This window comes from Catellatospora vulcania, assembly GCF_009720385.1.
Lineage (GTDB): Bacteria > Actinomycetota > Actinomycetes > Mycobacteriales > Micromonosporaceae > Catellatospora > Catellatospora vulcania.
On the sequence record NZ_ML769302.1, the window covers coordinates 351,157 to 369,821 of the forward strand.

General features: G+C 72.0%; 18 protein-coding genes and 1 pseudogene. 7 read left to right on the plus strand and 12 right to left on the minus strand.

What is annotated here, in order from left to right:
- Positions 1 to 100 precede the first annotated feature (100 nt).
- Both F6W97_RS05895 and purB read right to left on the minus strand, forming a co-directional pair.
- Entirely contained in the window at positions 101 to 703 is a 603-nt protein-coding gene (locus F6W97_RS05895) for a TMEM165/GDT1 family protein (protein ID WP_155369108.1), read from the minus strand.
- Positions 704 to 878: 175 nt separating this feature from the next.
- Positions 879 to 2,321, minus strand: coding sequence for an adenylosuccinate lyase (purB, locus tag F6W97_RS05900; RefSeq protein ID WP_155369109.1), 1,443 nt, complete (start codon positions 2,319 to 2,321; stop codon positions 879 to 881).
- A gap of 94 nt (positions 2,322 to 2,415) precedes the next feature.
- Here purB and F6W97_RS05905 point away from each other — a divergent pair, with 94 nt between their 5' ends.
- Positions 2,416 to 2,631 carry a type II toxin-antitoxin system VapB family antitoxin gene (locus F6W97_RS05905; RefSeq protein ID WP_196278994.1) on the plus strand — a complete coding sequence of 72 codons (216 nt, stop codon included), beginning with the start codon at positions 2,416 to 2,418 and terminating at the stop codon, positions 2,629 to 2,631.
- Positions 2,628 to 3,050 carry a PIN domain nuclease gene (locus F6W97_RS05910; protein ID WP_155369110.1) on the plus strand — a complete coding sequence of 141 codons (423 nt, stop codon included), beginning with the start codon at positions 2,628 to 2,630 and terminating at the stop codon, positions 3,048 to 3,050. Before F6W97_RS05905 ends, F6W97_RS05910 begins: the two co-directional genes overlap by 4 nt.
- Here the strand turns inward: F6W97_RS05910 and F6W97_RS05915 are convergent.
- The 3 genes from F6W97_RS05915 to F6W97_RS05925 form a co-directional block, all read right to left on the minus strand.
- Positions 3,047 to 3,805, minus strand: coding sequence for a hypothetical protein (locus tag F6W97_RS05915; RefSeq protein ID WP_155369111.1), 759 nt, complete (start codon positions 3,803 to 3,805; stop codon positions 3,047 to 3,049). The genes F6W97_RS05910 and F6W97_RS05915 overlap by 4 nt on opposite strands.
- Positions 3,802 to 4,299: a SigE family RNA polymerase sigma factor gene (locus F6W97_RS05920; RefSeq protein ID WP_155369112.1), complete on the minus strand. Its 498-nt coding sequence runs from the start codon at positions 4,297 to 4,299 to the stop codon at positions 3,802 to 3,804. The genes F6W97_RS05915 and F6W97_RS05920 overlap by 4 nt, the downstream gene beginning before the upstream one ends.
- Positions 4,300 to 4,457: 158 nt before the next feature.
- On the minus strand, positions 4,458 to 5,720 hold the full coding sequence (locus tag F6W97_RS05925; protein ID WP_155369113.1) for an acetyl-CoA C-acetyltransferase: 1,263 nt from the start codon (positions 5,718 to 5,720) through the stop codon (positions 4,458 to 4,460).
- Between the two features lie 46 nt (positions 5,721 to 5,766).
- Here F6W97_RS05925 and F6W97_RS05930 point away from each other — a divergent pair, with 46 nt between their 5' ends.
- On the plus strand, positions 5,767 to 7,068 hold the full coding sequence (locus tag F6W97_RS05930; protein ID WP_155369114.1) for a 3-oxoacyl-ACP reductase: 1,302 nt from the start codon (positions 5,767 to 5,769) through the stop codon (positions 7,066 to 7,068).
- A complete protein-coding gene (locus F6W97_RS05935; protein WP_155369115.1) occupies positions 7,068 to 7,868 on the plus strand; it encodes a MaoC family dehydratase in 801 nt (266 codons plus the stop codon). The genes F6W97_RS05930 and F6W97_RS05935 overlap by 1 nt, the downstream gene beginning before the upstream one ends.
- Before the next feature lie 116 nt (positions 7,869 to 7,984).
- Here the strand turns inward: F6W97_RS05935 and tadA are convergent, their stop codons facing one another.
- The 4 genes from tadA to F6W97_RS05955 all read right to left on the minus strand — a co-directional run bounded on the left by tadA (position 7,985) and on the right by F6W97_RS05955 (position 10,749).
- Entirely contained in the window at positions 7,985 to 8,470 is a 486-nt protein-coding gene (tadA, locus tag F6W97_RS05940; protein WP_269059666.1) for a tRNA adenosine(34) deaminase TadA, read from the minus strand.
- Entirely contained in the window at positions 8,467 to 8,976 is a 510-nt protein-coding gene (locus F6W97_RS05945) for a tRNA adenosine deaminase-associated protein (protein WP_155369116.1), read from the minus strand. Before F6W97_RS05945 ends, tadA begins: the two co-directional genes overlap by 4 nt.
- A 454-nt stretch (positions 8,977 to 9,430) precedes the next feature.
- Positions 9,431 to 9,739: a hypothetical protein gene (locus tag F6W97_RS05950; protein ID WP_155369117.1), complete on the minus strand. Its 309-nt coding sequence runs from the start codon at positions 9,737 to 9,739 to the stop codon at positions 9,431 to 9,433.
- A complete protein-coding gene (locus tag F6W97_RS05955; protein ID WP_330164954.1) occupies positions 9,736 to 10,749 on the minus strand; it encodes a prephenate dehydrogenase/arogenate dehydrogenase family protein in 1,014 nt (337 codons plus the stop codon). Before F6W97_RS05955 ends, F6W97_RS05950 begins: the two co-directional genes overlap by 4 nt.
- A 74-nt stretch (positions 10,750 to 10,823) precedes the next feature.
- On the opposite strand from F6W97_RS05955, the gene F6W97_RS05960 reads away from it, so the two are divergent.
- A complete protein-coding gene (locus F6W97_RS05960; protein ID WP_155369119.1) occupies positions 10,824 to 11,981 on the plus strand; it encodes a PQQ-binding-like beta-propeller repeat protein in 1,158 nt (385 codons plus the stop codon).
- A 64-nt stretch (positions 11,982 to 12,045) separates the two neighbouring features.
- Here F6W97_RS05960 and F6W97_RS05965 read toward each other — a convergent pair whose 3' ends face one another.
- Both F6W97_RS05965 and F6W97_RS05970 read right to left on the minus strand, forming a co-directional pair.
- Positions 12,046 to 13,038: a hypothetical protein gene (locus F6W97_RS05965; protein ID WP_155369120.1), complete on the minus strand. Its 993-nt coding sequence runs from the start codon at positions 13,036 to 13,038 to the stop codon at positions 12,046 to 12,048.
- Between the two features lie 40 nt (positions 13,039 to 13,078).
- On the minus strand, positions 13,079 to 14,929 hold the full coding sequence (locus F6W97_RS05970) for a M48 family metalloprotease (RefSeq protein WP_155369121.1): 1,851 nt from the start codon (positions 14,927 to 14,929) through the stop codon (positions 13,079 to 13,081).
- A gap of 167 nt (positions 14,930 to 15,096) precedes the next feature.
- Here F6W97_RS05970 and F6W97_RS05975 point away from each other — a divergent pair.
- Positions 15,097 to 15,879, plus strand: a pseudogene (locus F6W97_RS05975) (PHP domain-containing protein); the annotation flags it as partial.
- Between the two features lie 37 nt (positions 15,880 to 15,916).
- Here F6W97_RS05975 and F6W97_RS05980 read toward each other — a convergent pair.
- A complete protein-coding gene (locus F6W97_RS05980) occupies positions 15,917 to 16,864 on the minus strand; it encodes a DMT family transporter (protein WP_230686444.1) in 948 nt (315 codons plus the stop codon).
- 121 nt (positions 16,865 to 16,985) lie between these two features.
- On the opposite strand from F6W97_RS05980, the gene F6W97_RS05985 reads away from it, so the two are divergent.
- Complete coding sequence (locus F6W97_RS05985) at positions 16,986 to 18,656, plus strand: DUF885 domain-containing protein (RefSeq protein ID WP_155369123.1); 1,671 nt, start codon at positions 16,986 to 16,988, stop codon at positions 18,654 to 18,656.
- Positions 18,657 to 18,665: the final 9 nt, after the last annotated feature.

Sequence of the window (18,665 nt, forward strand, 5' to 3'; positions counted from 1 at the left end):
TTCTATGTCTGCCTGTCCGCCACGGGCAGCACCAGATTACCGGTCCGCAATGTCGGCCCTGATTCTGGGGAGCGGCATAAGTCCCACGAGTTGACTGCTTTCACAGTGCTGAGAGCAAGGTCACGACCGCGAGGACGGTACAGACCCCCGCCCCGACGTAACGGATGACTGCCAGCTTCACTCGTTTCAACAGCCATCGGCCGAGAAGCACCGCGAGTCCGGAAACCGTCGCCAGACCGAGCCAGCCGCCCAGAAAAGTCGGCAGCATCGGCCGCCCGCTGGCGACCAGACCCGCCAACAGCAGTTGTGACAGATCGCCCCATTCGGCCGTGAACAGGACCGCGAAACTCGCGGCCGCCGCCCGCCAGCCCTGCTTCGGCTCGACGGCCTTGGCCTCGAACTCGGCCTCCTGCTCCTTCTCCTCCGCGTCGGCCTTCTTCGCACCCCGGGCCAGGACGAACGCCCCGACCGCGAACAGCAGCGCGGCCACCAGCTGCACCGGCCGGGTCGGCAGCTTGGTCAGCAGCGTGCCGAAGGCCACCGCGATCGCGCACTGCACGCCGAACGCCGCAACCACCCCGAGCCAGGTGGGGAGCGGGCGGTAGCGGGTGCTGAGCACCAGCGTCGCGACGAACGTCTTGTCCGGCAGTTCGACGGGAACGATAGCGACGAATGCCACCAGCAGGGCGGTGAGGAACTCCACGTGCCGATCCTCCCAGCCCGGCAGCCCGCGGGACGGGTGGACGGCCGCCGCGCCCGCCGATGGACGCGCCGGCCCGCCGACAGATCGGCAGCCTGCGGCAGGTCAGGCGTTAGGAAGGGCACCTTCTACAACGCGGAGCGTTAAGAAGGTGCCCTTCCTTTGTTCCAAGCGCTGGTCAGAGGATGGCGGCGGGGGTGTAGGCAGCGGCGGCGGGGTGCTGGGCGGCGATCTTCTCGACCTGGGCGACGATCGCGGCGACCTGAGCGGACGCAGCTCCCACGAAGGCGGAGCGGTCGGCGACCAGGGCGTCGATCTCGGCGCGGGACAGGCCGAGGCGGGTGTCGGCGGCCAGGCGGTCGAACAGGTCGTTGTCGGCCTGGCCGCGCTCGCGCATGGCCAGCGCCACACCGACCGCGTGCTCCTTGATCGCCTCGTGCGCGGTCTCCCGGCCGACACCCTTCTTCACCGCGCCTACCAGCACCTTCGTGGTGGCCAGGAAGGGCAGGTAGCGGTCCAGCTCGCGGTTGATGACCGCCGGGTACGCGCCGAACTCGTCGAGCACGGTGAGAAAGGTCTGGAACAGGCCGTCCAGGGCGAAGAAGGCGTCCGGCAGGGCCACCCGGCGCACCACCGAGCAGGACACGTCGCCCTCGTTCCACTGGTCGCCGGCCAGCTCGCCGGCCATGCTCGCGTACCCGCGGACGATCACGGCCAGGCCGTTGACCCGCTCGCTGGAGCGCGTGTTCATCTTGTGCGGCATCGCCGACGAGCCGACCTGGCCGGGCTTGAAACCCTCGGTGGCCAGCTCCTGGCCCACCATCAGCCGGATCGTGGTGGCCAGGCTCGACGGCGCGGACGCCGCCTGGGCCAGCGCGGTGAGCACGTCGAAGTCCAGCGAGCGCGGGTACACCTGGCCGACGCTGTCCAGCACGCGTTGGAAGCCGAGGTGCCCGGCGACCCGGCGCTCCAGCTCGGCGACCTTCGCGGCGTCGCCGTCGAACAGGTCGAGCTGGTCGGCCGAGGTGCCGACCGGACCCTTGATGCCGCGCAGCGGGTAGCGGGCGATCAGCTCGTCGAGGCGCTCGTACGCGATGAGCATCTCCTGCGCCGCGCTCGCGAAGCGCTTGCCCATCGTCGTGGCCTGCGCCGGGACGTTGTGCGAGCGGCCCGTCATGATCAGGTTGTCGTACTCGGCGGCGCGGGCGGCCATCCGGGTCAGCGCGGCGACGATCCGGTCCCGGATCAGCAGCAGCGAGTCGCGGATCTGCAGCTGCTCGACGTTCTCGGTGAGGTCGCGCGACGTCATGCCCTTGTGGATCTGCTCGTGCCCGGCCAGCGCGCTGAACTCCTCGATGCGAGCCTTCACGTCGTGCCGGGTCACCCGCTCGCGCTGGGCGATCGAGTCCAGGTCGACGGTGTCCAGCACCCGCTCGTACGCCTCGATGACGCCTTCCGGCAGCGCGATGCCCAGATCGCGCTGCGCGCGGAGCACGGCCAGCCAGAGCCGCCGCTCGGCGCGGACCTTCTCCTCAGGTGACCACAGCGTCACCAGTTCGGCGGAGGCATACCGGGTGGCCAGGACATTCGGAACGTGCGGGCGCTTTGTCACGTGCCTCATTCTCGCACGCACCGATCGACGACCCTGGCGAGGCCGTGAGCCCGCGTATATACTCGGGAGCCAAAGCGTATATACGCGGTGTGAGGGGGAGCCGATGGCGAAGATGCTGATCGACGTCGACGAGGAACTGCTCGCCGACGCGGCCGAGGTTTTCGGCACCAAGACCAAGAAGGACACGGTCAACACCGCCCTGCGGGAGTCGGCCGCCAGCCTCCGCCGTGCACGTGCGCTCGAAGAGCTGCGGAAGATGGCAGATACCGGATACTTCGACGAGCTGCTGGATAAGAACAACTATCGTCCCAAGCCGTGACATCCGACTATCTGGTGGACACCAGCGCGCTCGTGCGGCTGCTGCGGCGCGGGCCCGAGGCCCAAAGCTGGAACCAGCAGCTTGAGCAGGGACTTGTCGGCATCTGCGCCGCCACCGAGCTGGAGTTCCTCCACACGGCTCGCTCCTATGCCGACCGGCAGAAGATCGTGGCGTTGCTCGGTGAGACCTACCCCTGGGTGCCCATGCCCGACGGCGTCTACCAGCGTGCGGCGCAGGTGCAGGATCTGCTGACGCAGAAGGGCCAGCACCGTAGCGCGGGGCCGATCGATCTGCTGGTGGCGGCGGCCGCGGAGCTGAGTGGGATGACGGTGCTGCACTACGACGGGGACTTCGACGTGATCAAGCGAGCCACCGGGCAGCCCGCCCAGTGGCTCGCTCCCCCCGGCACCATCCGCTAGGCGAGCACCTTCGCCGCGACCGCGTCCGCGATCGCCTGCAGCTGCGCCACGCTCAGCGGCGTCTCGGCCTGGAACGCGGGTGCCAGCTTGCGGGTGTGCGACCGGTTGTAGCAGGCCAGCACCAGCACCCTGCCGTCGGCCAGCGGCACGCTGACCGCGTGCCGGACATACGCGAACCCAGGCTGGGGCACGTCCTGCGTCGGCAGCGGCTCACGCAACCCGCCGGCGACGACCGGGACGATGTGGAGCGACAGCGAGCCCTTCCGGCCGCCAGCCGCGATGCCGCTGCGGCCGGCGAAGACTTCGAGTTCCCCCCCTTCCATCAGCGGCTTGTCCACGAACTTCACCTGCATCGGCTGCCCGTCCGGCTGCTGCGGGTCGCCGGGTGCGGTCGGGAAGGACAACCACTGCCGGTCCGGGGCGGCGGCCAGGACCGCCCGGTCCAGCTCCTGGCTGAGCCGCTCAGCCGTCTCGGCTGCCTCCTCGGGCGTGCCGTACATCAGCCGGAACCCGCCGGCGGCGACCGGTGCGCCCGGGACGTCGCTGGTGGCCGGCACCGCGATCGGGGTCGGCGAGGCGCCCAGCCCCAGGCCCAGCACCAGCGCTCCGACCGCGAGCAGGGCCAGGCCGCCCGTGGAGACGACGCCGAACCGGCGCGCCGCCGCGCCGCGCCGCTCGCGGCGGACGATCCCGTCCACGTCCACGGCCGGCGCCGGAACCTCACCGATGACCTCGTCGAACAGCTGCTGTGTCATGACATACCCCCCATCGGGACGGCCTGGCGACGCAGCGTCTCCAGACCTCGTGCGGACTGGCTCTTCACGGTGCCGACCGAGATGCCCAGCACCTCGGCGGTCTCCTCGACCGAGTAGTCGAGGTAGTAGCGCAGCACGACCACCGCGCGCTGCCGCGGACCGAGCGACCCCAGCAGCCGGTTCAGGCCGTCGCGGTCGAGGAAGCCGTCCGGCTGCTGCGTCGCGACCTCCGGCAGCTCGGCCGTCACCCGCTCGCGCCGCCACGGGCGCACGGTCTCGTCCAGCCAGGCCCGGGTCAGGATCCGCTGGGCGTACGCGTCGGGATTGCCGGCGGCCCGGACCTTGCGCCAGTGCCGGTACAACTTGCCGACGGTGACCGACACCAGGTCGTCCGCGGTATGCCAGTCCCTGCTGAGCAGATACGCGGTACGCCGCCAGCGGTCCATCCGCTCCGCGACGAACACCCGGAACCGTTCCTCTTCAGACTTCGTCATCCCTCACCTCCCCCCGCACGACCGGCCCCACGTGGTACGAGGTTGCACGTCCCGCAGTTTCGGGGAAACTGCGCCCTCGCACGACGAAGAACCCGCAGTTTCCCCGAAACTGCGGGAAACTGCGGGAAACTGCGGGCGAGGTCAGGCGGGTGGGCGGGTCAGCGTTCGAGGACGGCCACGACGCCCTGGCCGCCGGCGGCGCAGATGGAGACGAGGGCGCGGCCGCTGCCCTTGCGGGCGAGGAGCTTCGCGGCGGTGGCGACGATGCGGCCGCCGGTCGCGGCGAACGGGTGGCCCGCCGCCAGCGAGGAGCCGTTGACGTTCAGCTTCGAGCGGTCGATGGCGCCCAGGCCGTTGGACTCCCACGCGGCCAGGGTCGCGAGCACCTGCGACGCGAACGCCTCGTGGATCTCGTAGAAGTCGAAGTCCTGCAGCTTCAGGTCGAGCCGGGACAGCAGCTGCGGCACCGCGTACAGGGGGGCCATGAGCAGGCCTTCGGGCTCCGGGTCGCCGTGCACGAAGTCGACGGCCGCGGTCTGCGCGGTGACGAAGTGGGCCAGCACCGGCAGCCGCCGCTCGGCGGCCCACTCGTCCGTGCCGAGCAGCACGACGGCGGCCCCGTCGGTGAGCGGGGTGGAATTGCCCGCGGTCATGGTGGGGTTCTTGCCGCGCAGCCCGTAGACGGGCTTGAGCGCGCCGAGCTTGTCCAGCGAGGTGTCCGGGCGCAGGTTCTGGTCGCGGGTGAGGCCGAGGTACGGCGTGACCAGGTCGTCGAAGAAGCCCGCTTCGTACGCGGCGGCGAGCTTGCGGTGCGAGTCCAGCGCCAGCTCGTCCTGGTCGGCGCGGGTGACGCCCCAGCGCTCGGCGGTGATCGCCGCGTGCTCGCCCATGGACAGGCCGGTACGCGGCTCGGCGTTGCGCGGCAGCTCGGGCTTGAACGGCTGGAGCGGGCGCAGCGCCATCGCGGCCTTGACACGCTCGCCGGTGGTCTTCGCGTTGTTGAGGCGCAGCAGGATGCGGCGGAACTGCTCGTTGAGGGCGAGCGGGGCGTCGGAGGTGGTGTCGACGCCGCCGCCGATGCCGGAGTCCAGCTGCCCGAGCGCGATCTTGTTGGCGAGGTAGGTGATCGCCTGCAGGCCGGTGCCGCAGGCCTGCTGCAGGTCGACCGCGGGGGTGGCCGGGTCGAGGCCGGTGCCGAGCACCGCTTCGCGGGTGAGGTTGAAGTCGCGGGAGTGCTTGAGCACCGCGCCCGCGGCCACCTCGCCGAGGCGCTGCCCGGCCAGGCCGTGGCGCGCGATGAGGCCGTCCAGCGCGGCGGTGAGCATGTCCTGGTTGGAGGCGCGGGCATAGCGGCTGTTGGAGCGGGCGAACGGGATGCGGTTGCCGCCGATGACGGCGACCTTGCGCACTTCGGCAGTCACAACAGCCTCCTGGTGTCAAACCTTACTCGCGAGTAAGGTCTACCGCATGAGCGACCGTTACACAAGTTTCGCAAGGTCCGGGCCAGGGCGGGCGATAGTCAAGCGGCTCGGTCTGCCCGATCCGCCGAAGCTGCCGCGCTACCGGTCGGGCGACGCGCTCATCCCCGGGCCGGTGCTCGTCGGGCCGTCGGACGGCCCCCGCTACGAGGACCTGGCCAAGCTGCTCGGCTCGAACGAGGAAGGCGAGAAGCACCACGCGCTGGTCTTCGACGCCACCGGCATCACCACGCCGGCCGGGCTGCGGGCGCTCTACGACTTCTTCCACCCGGTGGCGCGGTCGCTCACCCCGGCGGGGCGGGTCATCGTGCTGGGCCTGCCCCCGGGCAGCGCCGCCGATCCCGGTCAGGCCGCGGCCCAGCAGGCGCTGGACGGCTTCGTGCGCAGCATCGGCAAGGAGTTCGGCCGGGGCGCCACCGCCCAGCTTGTGCGGGTGCACCCGGAGGCCGACGTCGCGGCGCTGCGCTCGACGCTGGAGTTCCTGCTCTCGACGAAGTCGGCGTACGTCAGCGGGCAGACGATCACGGTGGACGCCACGCCCGCGCCCGACACGAAGGACCTGACCGGCAAGGTCGCGCTGGTGACCGGGGCGGCGCGGGGCATCGGCGCGGCGATGGCCCGGGTGCTGGCCCGCGACGGGGCCCACGTGATCTGCCTGGACGTGCCGGCGGCCGGGGACGACCTGGCCAAGGTCGCCAACGAGGTGCGCGGGGAGGCGTACCAGCTGGACCTGACCGCGACCGACGCGGCCCAGCGGCTGGTCGACCACGTGCGGGAGCGGCACGGCAAGCTCGACGTGGTCGTGCACAACGCGGGCATCACCCGCGACAAGACGCTGGCCAACATGGACACCACCCGCTGGGACAGCGTGCTCAAGGTCAACCTGATCGCCCCGGCGCACGTCACCGAGGTGCTGCTGGACGCGGGACTGATCCCGGCGGGCGGCCGCGTCATCGGCGTCGCCTCGATCGCGGGCATCGCCGGCAACCGCGGGCAGACCAACTACGCCGCCAGCAAGGCCGGCGTGATCGGCTGGGTGCGCGCGCTCGCGCCGGTGCTCGCCGCCCAGGGCGTCACCGTCAACGCGGTGGCCCCCGGCTTCATCGAGACCGCGATGACCGCGAAGATGCCGATGCTCATCCGCGAGGTGGGCCGGCGCATGAACAGCCTGTCCCAGGGCGGCCTGCCGGTCGACGTCGCCGAGACGGTGGCCTGGTTCGCCGCGCCCGGCTCGGCCGCGGTGACCGGCAACGTGGTCCGGGTCTGCGGCCAGTCGCTGCTGGGGGCCTGATGCCGAGCATGCTGCGCGCCGCGCTGTCGGTGGTGCCGTTCCCCCGGCCGAGCACGCTGCCCGAGGACACGCTGACCGCCACGGTCACCGTCGACCCCGAGCACCTGGCCCGCTACCAGCGGGTGTGCGGGTTCCGGCTGAGCGACCGGCTGCCCGTCACCTACCCGCACGTGCTGGGCTTCGGTCTGCAGCTCGACCTGATGACCCGGCGCGACTTCCCGTTCCCGGTCGTCGGCGGGGTGCACGTGGGCAACCGGATCGAACAGCACCGGCAGCTCACGGCAGGCGACGTGCTCGACATCGCGGTGCACGCCCAGGACCTGCGCGAGCATCCGCGCGGCCGGCAGTACGACGTGATCACCACGGCGTCGGTGGACGGCGCGGTGGTGTGGCGGGACGTGTCGACCTACCTGCGCAAGGGGCCGTCGGGCGAGCCGAAGGGCGAGCGCCCGGCGCGCGACCCCGCCCCGGCGTCGCCACCGCACGCGACGTGGCGGGTGCCGACCTCGACCGGCACCGCGTACGCCGACGCGTCCGGCGACCACAACCCGATCCACACCTCGTGGGTGGGCGCGCGGCTGTTCGGCTTCCCGAAACCCATCGCGCACGGCATGTGGAGCAAGGCCCGCTGCCTGGCCGCGCTGGACGGGCGGCTGCCCGCGGCGTACGCGGTGGAGGTGTCCTTCAAGCTGCCGATCCTGCTGCCGGCCACGGTCGGGTTCACCTTCACGGGCCGCGAGTTCGCCCTGCGCGACGTCCGCACCGGCAAGCCCCATCTCGCGGGCACGATCACCGGCTGACCGGGGCTGCCCGCCCAGGTGCTCCCGCCGCTCCAGGTGGCATGTCTCGCGCTGTCCACAACTTCTGGGTTGTATCCACAACCCAGAAGTTGTGGGTTCGGCACACCACACACCGGTCAGCGGCGGGGCTCGGCGGCGGCGTCCGGGTCGCGGTCGAAGAAGGCCCGGAGCATGGCGGCCGACTCGTCGGCCAGCACCCCGGAGTAGACCTCGGGGCGGTGGTTGAGGCGGCGGTCGCGCAGCACGTCCCACAGCGAACCCGCCGCACCGGTCTTCGGCTCCCACGCGCCGAAGACCACCGTGGCGACGCGGGCCAGCACGATCGCGCCCGCGCACATGGTGCACGGCTCCAGGGTCACCACCAGGGTGCAGCCCTCCAGCCGCCACTCGCCCCGCCGGGCAGCGGCCGCCCGCAACGCGAGGATCTCGGCGTGGGCTGTCGGGTCGTGGGCGGCCTCCCGCTCGTTGCGGCCCACCGCCAGCTCCGTGCCGTCGGCGGCGTACACCACCGCGCCGACCGGCACGTCCGCGCTGTCGTCGCAGCCCGCCGCGACGTCGAGGGCGCGGCGCATCCACTCCTCGTGCCGCGGCCGGGGTCTCAAGACTCCCGCAGCTCCTCGACCTCGTCGCCGCAGCCGATCGCCTGGCACACCTCAGCAGTGACATCGGCGGGCAGCAGGCCGTCGGTGGCGCACAGGGCCAGCAGCTTGTGCGCGGACACGCCGAGGTCGGCCAGCAGATCGGCGTCACCCACCGGGTCGGCGGTGGGATCGGCGGCGGGGCGGTCCTCGTCGTCGTCGGCCGCCTCGACCTCGTCGATCTCCACGACCGGGACCTCGACGTCGACGAGCAGCAGCTTGCCGAGACGGGACTCATCGGCGAAGGCCGAGTCGGAACCGAAGATCCGCAGGTCCTCACCCTCGTCGAGCCGCATGACGACCAGGTAGGCGTCGTCGGACTCGACGAACATCAAGGAGACGTCGGCACCCGGGTCGGCCTCGCGTAGCAGGTCGGCCACCTCGTCCACGTCTGCCGCGTCATGCAGGTTCAGTTCGCTGGCGGCCCAGCCGGACCGGCTCCGGACCACCGCGGCGGCGAAGTACGACACGGTCCCCCCAAATGGTGTCGATATGGGCTACGGGTAAGCCACAGGTCACCCGCGAGACGGCCGCCAACCGGCGGTGCCGCCGAGTGATGACCCTGATCTGACAACGACCAGTCAGCCCGCCAGTCGCCGACGCAACGCGATCAGCTCGCGGAGTTTGTCGGCCGCGACCGCTCTGCCGGCCCCCCGGACGGCACGTGCGGTGCTGGTGGGGCTGCCCATGGCAGGTAGCTGGCGCTCGCGGCCCGCCCCTGCGGACAGCTCGGCGAGCAGCTGCAGGCGCCGGCGACAACGGTCCGGATCTGGCTGCTGCGGCGTCCACATACAGCCGAGAGTGCCGCGCCGGTGTGACCTCCGTCAAGTCCGGTAACGCGGTTGTTCGGTGACCGTTCGTGACCGGTGCTTCTCAGCCCGGTGCCGCCGGCAACCTTGTTTCGCGGGTTTAACACAAGGTCACTCACAGTGGCCAGGCTCCTCGGCGGATCCATTCGGCGACTACGGAGAGTGCTGCCGCGGTCCAGGCGACACCGGTCGCCGCGGAGACGCCCGCCGCCACCCCGCGGTCGCCGTACCGGAGCAGGGCCAGCGCGGCCGTCCAGGCGAGCAGACCCGCCGCCAGGGTCCAGCCGACGTAGCCGCCGAGGGTCGCCCCGAACATGCCGAACGACAGCAGCCACACCCCCGCCGCCAGCGCACCGGCCACCACGGCCCAGGGCCGTACCGGATGGGGTTCACGCAGCGTGGGGCGGGTCCGTGTCTGGGTCACGCCCCTTCAACAGGCAGGAACGCCGTCACGGTACGGCGGTCCGCCGCGACCTCGGTGACCCAGCCGCCGGCACGCCCCAGCCGCAGCAGCGTCTCCGCCCGGACCGGGACCTGCTCGGGACGGCCCGGGGCCGGCGGCCACGCCTGCCGGGCGGCGTGCCCGTCCCTCGCCCAGTCGCGCACCGCGCGCAGCGGGTCCCGTCCCTCCAGCCCTTTGGCCGCCTCGTCCAGCCGGTCCTGCACGTCGCCGAGCGCGGTCAGCACAGCCGCGGCGTTGCCCCCGCACATCGCGGCGACCAGCTCCGGCCGGCTGCCCGCGACCCGGGTGCCGTCCCGGAACGAGCCCGCGGCCAGGGTCAGCGCCAGCGGGTCGCTCGCGGCGGTCGCCGCCAGGGCCAGCGCCAGCAGGTGCGGCACGTGGCTGATCACCGCCACCGCGCGGTCGTGCTCGGCGCTGGTCGACGGCACCACCCGGGCGCCGAGCGCGGTCACCAGCCCGGCCACGGTGAGCCAGTCGTCCAGACCGGTCTGCTCGTCCAGGCACAGCACCCAGGCGCAGCCGGTGAACAGCGCCGCGTCGGCGGAGGCGAAGCCGGAGACGGACTTGCCCGCCATGGGGTGCCCGCCGACGAACCCGGCGAGCGGATTGGCCGCCCGGCGCAGCCGCGCCGCGACAGCCTCGCGCACCGGCCCCTTCACCGAGGTCACGTCCGTGATCAGGCCGTGGTAGCCGCAGGCCGTCAGGGCATCGAGCACGTCGTCCAGGGCCGGCAGCGGCACCGCCAGCACCACCAGCTCGGCGTCGGCCGCGGCGTCGCGGATGGTCGCGGTGATCTGCCAGCGCTGTGCCGCGGGCACCCGGGCGGCCGCGCTGCGGGCCGTGGCCCGGGTCTCCGGGTCCGCGTCGAACCCGAGCACGCGGTGCCCGGCGGCGGACAGAGCACGCATGAGTGATCCGCCGATGAGTCCGAGTCCGATCACCGCGATGTTCACACGCGCAGCCTGCCACACCCTGAGCGTGAGAGCGTCGGCCCGGTGGGTGCCTCGTTGGGCATGACGTGCTGAAATGTTCAACATTGCGCAATATGACGGTGACCGCGGCACTCGGCGTGCTGATCTCACCGCTGGCCTTCACGGCCGTCCTCGCCGCTCCGGTGAACCCGAACCCGGCTCCCTCGGTGACCTTCAACGGGGAGGTGCTCGCCACCACGTACTGGGGCGACACCATCTACGTCGGGGGCGACTTCACTTCCGCCACCAGCAACGGCAAGTCGGTCGGCCGGGCGCGGCTGGCGGCCGTCGACGCGCGGACCGGCGCGCTGCTGCCGTGGAATCCCGGCGCGGACGCCCGGGTCACCGCGCTGACCGCGGACAGCGGAGGTGTTTACGCGGCCGGGTCGTTCCACAAGGTGAACGGCGTCAGCCGGGACAACCTGGCGAAGATCAGCTCCTCGGGCGCCGTGGCGAGCACCTTCAAGCACTCGATCTCGGGTACGCCGTACGCCATCGCGGTCGGGCACGGCCGGGTGTACCTGGGCGGGTCCATCACCAGCGTCGACGGGCAGGAGCGCACCCGGGCCGCCGCGTTCGACGCGAGCTCGGGCGTGCTGGACCCGAACTGGCGGCCGCACGTCAACGACATCGTGCGGGCCGTGCTGGTCGCCTCCGACCGGGTCTACCTCGGCGGGCGCTTCAACGCGGTGAACTGGCTCAAGGGCACCGGCAAGGTGGCCGCGGTCGACCCGGCGCGGGGCGAGGTCGACCTGGGCTTCTGGTCGCACGTCACGGCGATGGTGCACGACCTGGCCCTGGACGGCGGCACGCTGTACGCCGGGATCGACGGCGGCGGCGGCCGGGCCACCGCGATGGACCTGGCCGGCAACGCCCGGTGGACCATCACCACCGACGGCGACGTGCAGGCGATCGCGGTGCTCGACGGCACGGTCTACCTCGGCGGGCACTTCGACAACGTGTGCAAGAGCGCCAACACCGGCAACAAGGGCGTCTGCCTCGACGGCTCCAACCGCCGGGTCAAGCTCGCCGCGGTGACCACGTCCGGCGAGCTGCTGCCGTGGACGGCGAACGGCAACGGCTCGGTCGGCGTGAACACGCTGAGCGCCAACCGGGAGCTGGGCCAGCTCGTCGCCGCGGGGGCGTACACCGCGATCAACGGCAACGCGCAGCGCCGCTTCGCGCTGTTCAACCTGGTCAACCGCCCGGGTTTCCTGGACAGCGGCTGGTGATCCGGTCCCGGACGACAGCGAGGCCCCAGCCGCACGGCTGGGGCCTCGCCTCGTTCCAGGTCTGCTACTTCATGTTCTGGATCATCAGGGCGACGGCGCCCGCGACCACCGGCGAGAGCACCACCAGGCCCGCCTTCAGCTCGCCGAACGTGGTCTGGTCGAGGCTGAGCAGCTTCTCCAGCTTGCCCTTGTTCTCCGCAGCCTCGATCAGCTCGCCGACGGGCACCTGGTCCAGCGAGAAGTGCCGTTCCACGTAGAGCTGGCCGCGCCGGCGCAGGGTGGCGGCGGTCGGCGCGTACATGGTGCCGACCACGAACGACGCGACGACGCCCGAGAAGATGACGACGCCCGGGTTCAGCTCATCGCCGACGGTGCGCGCCGCCGCGTTGACGCCCATCACCAGCAGCACCAGGATGCCGAGCTGGCTCAGCATCCGGGCGCACATCCGGCGCAGCCGCAGCAGCGCGTCCAGTTGCTGACCCGGAGTGCCCGGCAGCGGGTCCGCGGCCACCTGCTTCACCGCCGCCAGCGTCGCCGCGCTGGGCAGGCCACCGACGATCGCCAGCAGCGAGATCGCGATGCCGCGCTCGGTCAGCGACTCGGCCCCTTCCAGCTCGGGCAGCAGCAGCGGCGTGGTGAACATGAGCCCACCCGCCACCACCAGCACGGTCAGCACGGCGAACCAGACCCGTCGCTTGACGATCCGGTGCATCGCGCGGACCTCGGCCCAGCGGGACAGGCCGAAGCCGAACGCCTCGCCGGAAGCCGCGCCCAGCAGAGCCGCGACGACAACAAAGATCATCTTGTCCTTGTCGTCATTGGTCAGCGCGATGCCGCTGCCGACGGCCATGCCGATGAGCATGGTCAGCAGCCGGAAGTCGCCGATGGACCACGTGCTCGCCTCCCGCGCCTGCGCGGCAGCCGCGGCCGCGACGACGCCGCCCTGCCCCGCGTGACGCTCGTGCTCGGCGTAGTCGAAAGCCCCGACGAGCCCGCCGGCCGGGGACGCCGGCACGGGGGCGGGGTGTTGCGGGTCGGGCTGGCGTTGCTGGATCACGCGATACTCTCCCGTCGGCATCGGCTCCACCGGCATGCGGTCACTCCCCGGCGTACTGCGCGAAGACCTCGTGCAGCACCTCGCGGCTCTTCTTGTGCAGCTCGTCGCCGGTCCACGACTCCTTGAGCTCGATGCTCCGTCCATCGTGGAGCTCGATCGTCGCGCGGATCGGCACCTGCTTGACGATGGTCACCTTGCGGACCTCCTCGTACGGCAGGAAGCGGTGCGTCTCGGCGAGCTTGGTCAGCGGCGTCGACGCGATCATGGCCGTCATCCGCTTGGTGCCCTCGTCCTTGTCGCCCTTGGTCGGCACCACGATCAGGCCGTTGTCGAGGACCAGCAGATCGGCCTCGCCACCGTCGAAGGTGACGTTGCCGAGACCGGCGATGACCTCGCCGCCGCGGGCGGTGGCCGTCGCCTCCACCACGACCGCCGCGGTGATCTCGATGCCGAGTTCGCGCAGCCGGGCCACGGCCAGCGCGGTGGTCGCCGGGTCGACGGCCAGCTCGGCGATCGGCGCGAGGTCCAGCGGCTTGCCGTCGAGGCCCAGCAGCTCGGCGGACCCGGTCCAGGACGCCTGCCAGGTCGCCCGCTCCGAGCGCACCGCGGCCAGCATCAGGAGCAGCTCCAGCGGCTCGGCGAAGCGGACGCCGGCCTCCTTGCGGGTCACATCGGTGAAGAACGCCGCGCCCAGCTCGGACGCCCTGCCCGCGGCCAGCGCGTCCAGCACCTCGTACAGGCCCGCCAGCGGCCGGTTCATGCGCCGGGCCAGCTCGCGGAAGATGTTGTCGGCGGTCGCCTGCAGCTGCCGGGTCGCGGTCGTCGCGGTGAACTGCGGCCAGGGCAGCACCTCGCGCCCGTCGGTCCGCACCGAGAGGTGGTGCAGCCGGGCGCTCATCGCGGACAGGTCGGGGACCAGGTCGGTGGCGCGGCGGCGGTCGTTGCTGGGCATGCCCTCGGGCAGCGCGTTGATGGCGGCGATGCGCACGGACAGCGGCGGGTGGGTGCTCCAGCGCGACCTGCGCTCCCCCTGTGCCGCCTCGGCACGCAGCCCGGCGATCTCCTCCTCGCGCGCGGACAGCAGGTCGCCGAACCCCGCGAACACGTTGTCCGGCAGCAGGCCCAGCTCGGCGCCGGGCGCGACGTAGCGGCCGAGGTAGAAGTCGTACGCCATGGCGACGACCTTGATCTCGGTCAGCGCCGCGACGGCCGCCTGCTTGCCGGCCAGCCGCACCGAGGCGGCGTCGGCCTCCAGCTCCTGGCGACGCGACACCGCGTTGTCCACCAGCAGGTAGGCGCGTGCGTACAGGCGGATCGGCCAGCCCGCCACGTTCCACTTGCCGATCCGGCCGATGGCGCCCTCCATCGCGATGCGCCCGCGGTAGGCGACCGCGCCCAGCCGGGTGTGCGCGCCGGAGTAGTGGCCCAGCTCGTGGGCGAGCACGGCGCGCAGCTGGTCGACGTTCGTCGCCTGCAGCACGGGCAGGCCGAGGTAGAGGTAGCGCCGTCCCGGGATGAGGCCCAGCAGCTTGGCGTGCTCGGACACCGCGGCGTTGACCTCGGGCACGATGCGCAGCTCGTCCGGGGCGCGGGTGCCCACGCCCTCGGCCAGCCGGCGCACCTCGGCCCACAGCTGCGGAGCCTGGTCGGGCGTGACCACCACGCCGGGCATGGGCTCGTTCTTGAACCGGATCGCCTGCCACAGCGCCCAGCCGACGCCGCCGACGATCGCGATGAACAGCGGCGCGGTCACCTTCACCGCCAGCGCCGCCGGGCCCACGGTGACCAGCCAGACGGCGAACACCACCGTGGCCAGGAACTCGACCAGGACCAGCACGAAGAAACCGACCAGCATTCCCACGCTGAGCAGCGCGCGCATACCCGCCTTCATGGCACTTCCCTCCCCGTACGCCCGACCGTTCGTTGCGGCGCCGGGCAGCTCGCCGCGCGACGCGGCGTGCCGGACCTTATCGCGGCCCTCCGACGGCGACAATCCTCTTCCCCGCCTGGGGTTTGCGGGCATGCGGCTAGCCTGGCGGGGTGAGCGGATCAGGTGGGTTGCGGCAACTGCTGCGCGGGGACTGCCACGTGCACACCGACTGGTCCGACGGCGGGGACCCGCTGGAGGCGATGGTCGCCGCGGCGGCAGCCCAGGGCCACGACTACGTGGTGCTGACCGACCACTCGCCACGGCTGACCATCGCGCACGGGCTGTCCCCGCAGCGGCTGCGCCGCCAGCTCGACGCGGTGGCGGCGGTGAACGAGGCACTGGCGGGCACCGGCTTCCGGGTGCTGACCGGCATCGAGGTCGACATCGCGCCCGACGGCAGCCTCGACCAGGAGCCGGAGCTGCTGGCGCTGCTGGACGTCGTCGTCGGCTCGGTGCACAGCGAGCTGCGCATGGACCGGGCGAAGATGACCCGGCGCATGATCACCGCGCTGGCCGACCCGCACCTGGACATCCTGGGCCACTGCACCGGCCGCAAGCTGCCGGTCGTCACCGACGCCCGGCACGCGTCCCGCGGTGGCGCACCGCGACGTCGTGCGCCGAGCAGTTTCGACGTGGAGGCGGTGTTCGCCGCGGCGGCCCGCCACGACAAGGCCATCGAGATCAACTCCCGGCCGGACCGCCTGGACCCGCCCTCCAACCTGCTGCGCAAGGCGGCGAAGGTGGACGGCCTGCGCTTCGCGATCAACACCGACGCGCACGCGGTCGCGCAACTCGACTGGCTGAGCAACGGCTGCGCCCGCGCCGAGGCCGCCGGCCTCACCGCCGACCGCATCGTGAACACCCTGCCCGCCGACGACCTGCTCGCCTGGACCGCCGGCCACGCACGCTGACCGCTCCGCCCCGCGGCCCTGATCGCTCGACGACGGGTCAGGTGCGGCGGCGGGAGAGGGCGCCCTGGGCGACGGCGACGCCGAGCAGCACGATCAGCGCGCCGACGGGCTGGTTCCAGTGCAGGGACTCGTCCAGGACCAGGACGCCGAGCAGGGTGGCCACCACGGGGACCAGGTAGGTGACGAACGCGGCCGTCGACGCGCCCGCGGCCGCGATGACCCGCATGTTCAGCGCGAACGCGATGCCGCTGCCGAACACGCCCAGCGCCACCACCGAGCCGATGACCGGCCAGGACAACCCGGACACCGCCGGCGGCATACCGGAGATCAGCAGCGCGGCCAGCACCGAGGCGAGAGCCGCGACCGCGGTCTGCACGAACGCCAGCGACACCCCGGACGGCCGTACGCCGCCGAAGTCGCGGCCGGTGACGAAGCGCTTGAGATATGGGATCGACACGCCGTAGCAGGCGGCCGCCGCCCCGCACATGAGCTGGCCGCTCACCGAGGAGGCCCCGGCGTCGTGCCAGAAGCCGAGCACGATGAGCACGCCCGCGAACCCGAGCAGCAGGCCCACCGCGGCGCGGGCGGTGAACTTCTCGGTGCGGTACACCAGCACTGCGAAAGGCAGCACCCACAGCGCCGTCGTCGCGTTCCAGATACCGGCGACCAGGCTGTCGACCTGCTCCTCGCCGTACGCGAAAAGGGTGAACGGCAGTGCCACGCCCACCACGCCCGGCAGCAGCATGTGCCCCCACAGCCGGCGGTCGCCCGGCAGCCGCTGCCCACCGATGACCAGCAGCGCCAGCAGCGTCAACGCGCCGATGACGATCCGTCCGGCGGCGACCCAGGTGGGGTGCAGCTCCCGTACGCCGATCTTGATGAAGATGAAGCTCGATCCCCAGATGACGGCGTTCGCCGCGAACGCGGGCAGCCAGGCGGACCTGGTGCCGGACGCGGTGGTGTCAGGAGCAATCGCGGTGGTCACCCCTGACACACTGCCAGAGTCCCCAGGTCGGGAGCCAGCGAGTTCCGGACATCGAACGGCCGATTCCCGCCACTGTTATGTCGCCTGCGCCGGGTCGGCCCCGTCGGCTAGGTTTCCACGCATGGGACGAGTTGATGACCTGGCCGATCGCTATGTCGACGAGTGGGCGCCGCTGAGCCCCACCGGCGCCACCTATGTCGGTATCAGCGGCTATGACGACAAGCTGGACGACCTCTCCGCGGACGGCTTCGCCGCCTCCGCCGACCTGGACCGCCGCACGCTGGCGGAACTGCGCACGATCGAGCCCGCGGACGAGCGCGAGTTCGTCGCCCGGGAAGCCATGATCGAGCGGATGGAGCTTGGGGTCGCCCGATTCGACGCGGGCGAGGTGACCAGCGAGCTCAACGTCATCTCCAGTGCGCTGCACGGGCTGCGGGGCACCTTCGACCTGATGCCCGTCGACGGCGAGGAGGCGGTGGCGAACATCGCCGCCCGGCTCAACGCCTTCCCCGCCGCGCTCACGCAGTACCGGCAGACCCTGCTGGACGCCGCCCGCTCCGGCAAGGTCAGCGCGCGCCGCCAGATCGAGGAGGTCGCCAAGCAGTGCGACATCTGGACCAGCACGGACGGTGACGACTTCTACTTCGGGCTGGCCCGGCGGGTCGAGGCCGACGGCGCGCTGCGCGCCGAGCTGGACCGCGGCGCGGCGGCCGCGAACGAGGCGACCCGCGAGTTCGGGCAGTTCCTGCGGGCCGAGCTGGCCCCGCTGGGCCGGGAGAAGGAGGCCGCCGGGCGCGAGCGCTACGAGCTGGCCTCGCAGTACTTCCTCGGGGCCCGCGTCGACCTGGACGAGACGTACGCCTGGGGCTTCGAGGAGCTGCACCGGCTGGAGACCGAGATGCGGGCCGTGTCCGCGACGATCGCCGGTCCGGGCGCGTCCATCGACGAGGCCGTCGCCAAGCTCGACGCCGACCCGAAGTACAAGATCCAGGGCAAGGAGCAGTTCCGCGACTGGATGCAGCAGCTGGCCGAGAAGGCCATCAGCGACCTGAACGGCACCCACTTCGACATCCCCGAGGCGATCCGGCGCATCGAGTGCTGCCTCGCCCCGACCAGCGACGGCGGCATCTACTACACCGGCCCGAGCGAGGACTTCAGCCGTCCCGGCCGGATGTGGTGGGCGGTGCCGCAGGGCGTCACCGACTTCTCCACCTGGCGTGAGGTGACCACGGTCTACCACGAGGGTGCTCCGGGCCACCACCTCCAGGTCGCCCAGGCGGCGTACCAGGCCGAGAAGCTCAACCGCTGGCAGCGGCTGCTGAGCTGGTCCTCGGGCCACGGCGAGGGCTGGGCGCTGTACAGCGAGCGCCTCATGGACGATCTCGGCTACCTGGCCGACCCCGCCGACAAGCTGGGCATGCTCGACGGGCAGGCGTTCCGGGCTGCCCGCGTCATCGTCGACATCGGCATGCACCTGGAGCTGGAGATCCCGCGGGACAACCCGTTCGGCTTCCACCCGGGTGAGCGGTGGACCCCCGAGCTGGGCTGGGAGTTCCTGCGCGCACACTGCCGCGTCGGCGACGAGGCGCTGCGCTTCGAGCTGAACCGCTACCTCGGCTGGCCGGGTCAGGCCCCGTCGTACAAGGTCGGCGAGCGGATCTGGCTGCAGGCCCGCGACGACGCCAAGGCACGCAAGGGCGCCGCGTTCGACCTGCGGCAGTTCCACTCCGACGCGCTCGACCTGGGCTCCCTCGGCCTCGATCCCCTCCGCAAGGCCCTCGCCCGCCTCTGACCGAGCTGA

Excerpts from the sequence above, each read along its gene's own strand:
- purB (WP_155369109.1), bottom strand. The coding sequence starts at position 2,321 with ATGAGGCACGTGACAAAGCGCCCGCACGTTCCGAATGTCCTGGCCACC.
- F6W97_RS05905 (WP_196278994.1), top strand. The coding sequence starts at position 2,416 with ATGGCGAAGATGCTGATCGACGTCGACGAGGAACTGCTCGCCGACGCG.
- F6W97_RS05915 (WP_155369111.1), bottom strand. The coding sequence starts at position 3,805 with ATGACACAGCAGCTGTTCGACGAGGTCATCGGTGAGGTTCCGGCGCCG.
- F6W97_RS05920 (WP_155369112.1), bottom strand. The coding sequence starts at position 4,299 with ATGACGAAGTCTGAAGAGGAACGGTTCCGGGTGTTCGTCGCGGAGCGG.
- F6W97_RS05930 (WP_155369114.1), top strand. The coding sequence starts at position 5,767 with ATGAGCGACCGTTACACAAGTTTCGCAAGGTCCGGGCCAGGGCGGGCG.
- F6W97_RS05935 (WP_155369115.1), top strand. The coding sequence starts at position 7,068 with ATGCCGAGCATGCTGCGCGCCGCGCTGTCGGTGGTGCCGTTCCCCCGG.
- F6W97_RS05960 (WP_155369119.1), top strand. The coding sequence starts at position 10,824 with ATGACGGTGACCGCGGCACTCGGCGTGCTGATCTCACCGCTGGCCTTC.
- F6W97_RS05970 (WP_155369121.1), bottom strand. The coding sequence starts at position 14,929 with ATGAAGGCGGGTATGCGCGCGCTGCTCAGCGTGGGAATGCTGGTCGGT.
- F6W97_RS05985 (WP_155369123.1), top strand. The coding sequence starts at position 16,986 with ATGGGACGAGTTGATGACCTGGCCGATCGCTATGTCGACGAGTGGGCG.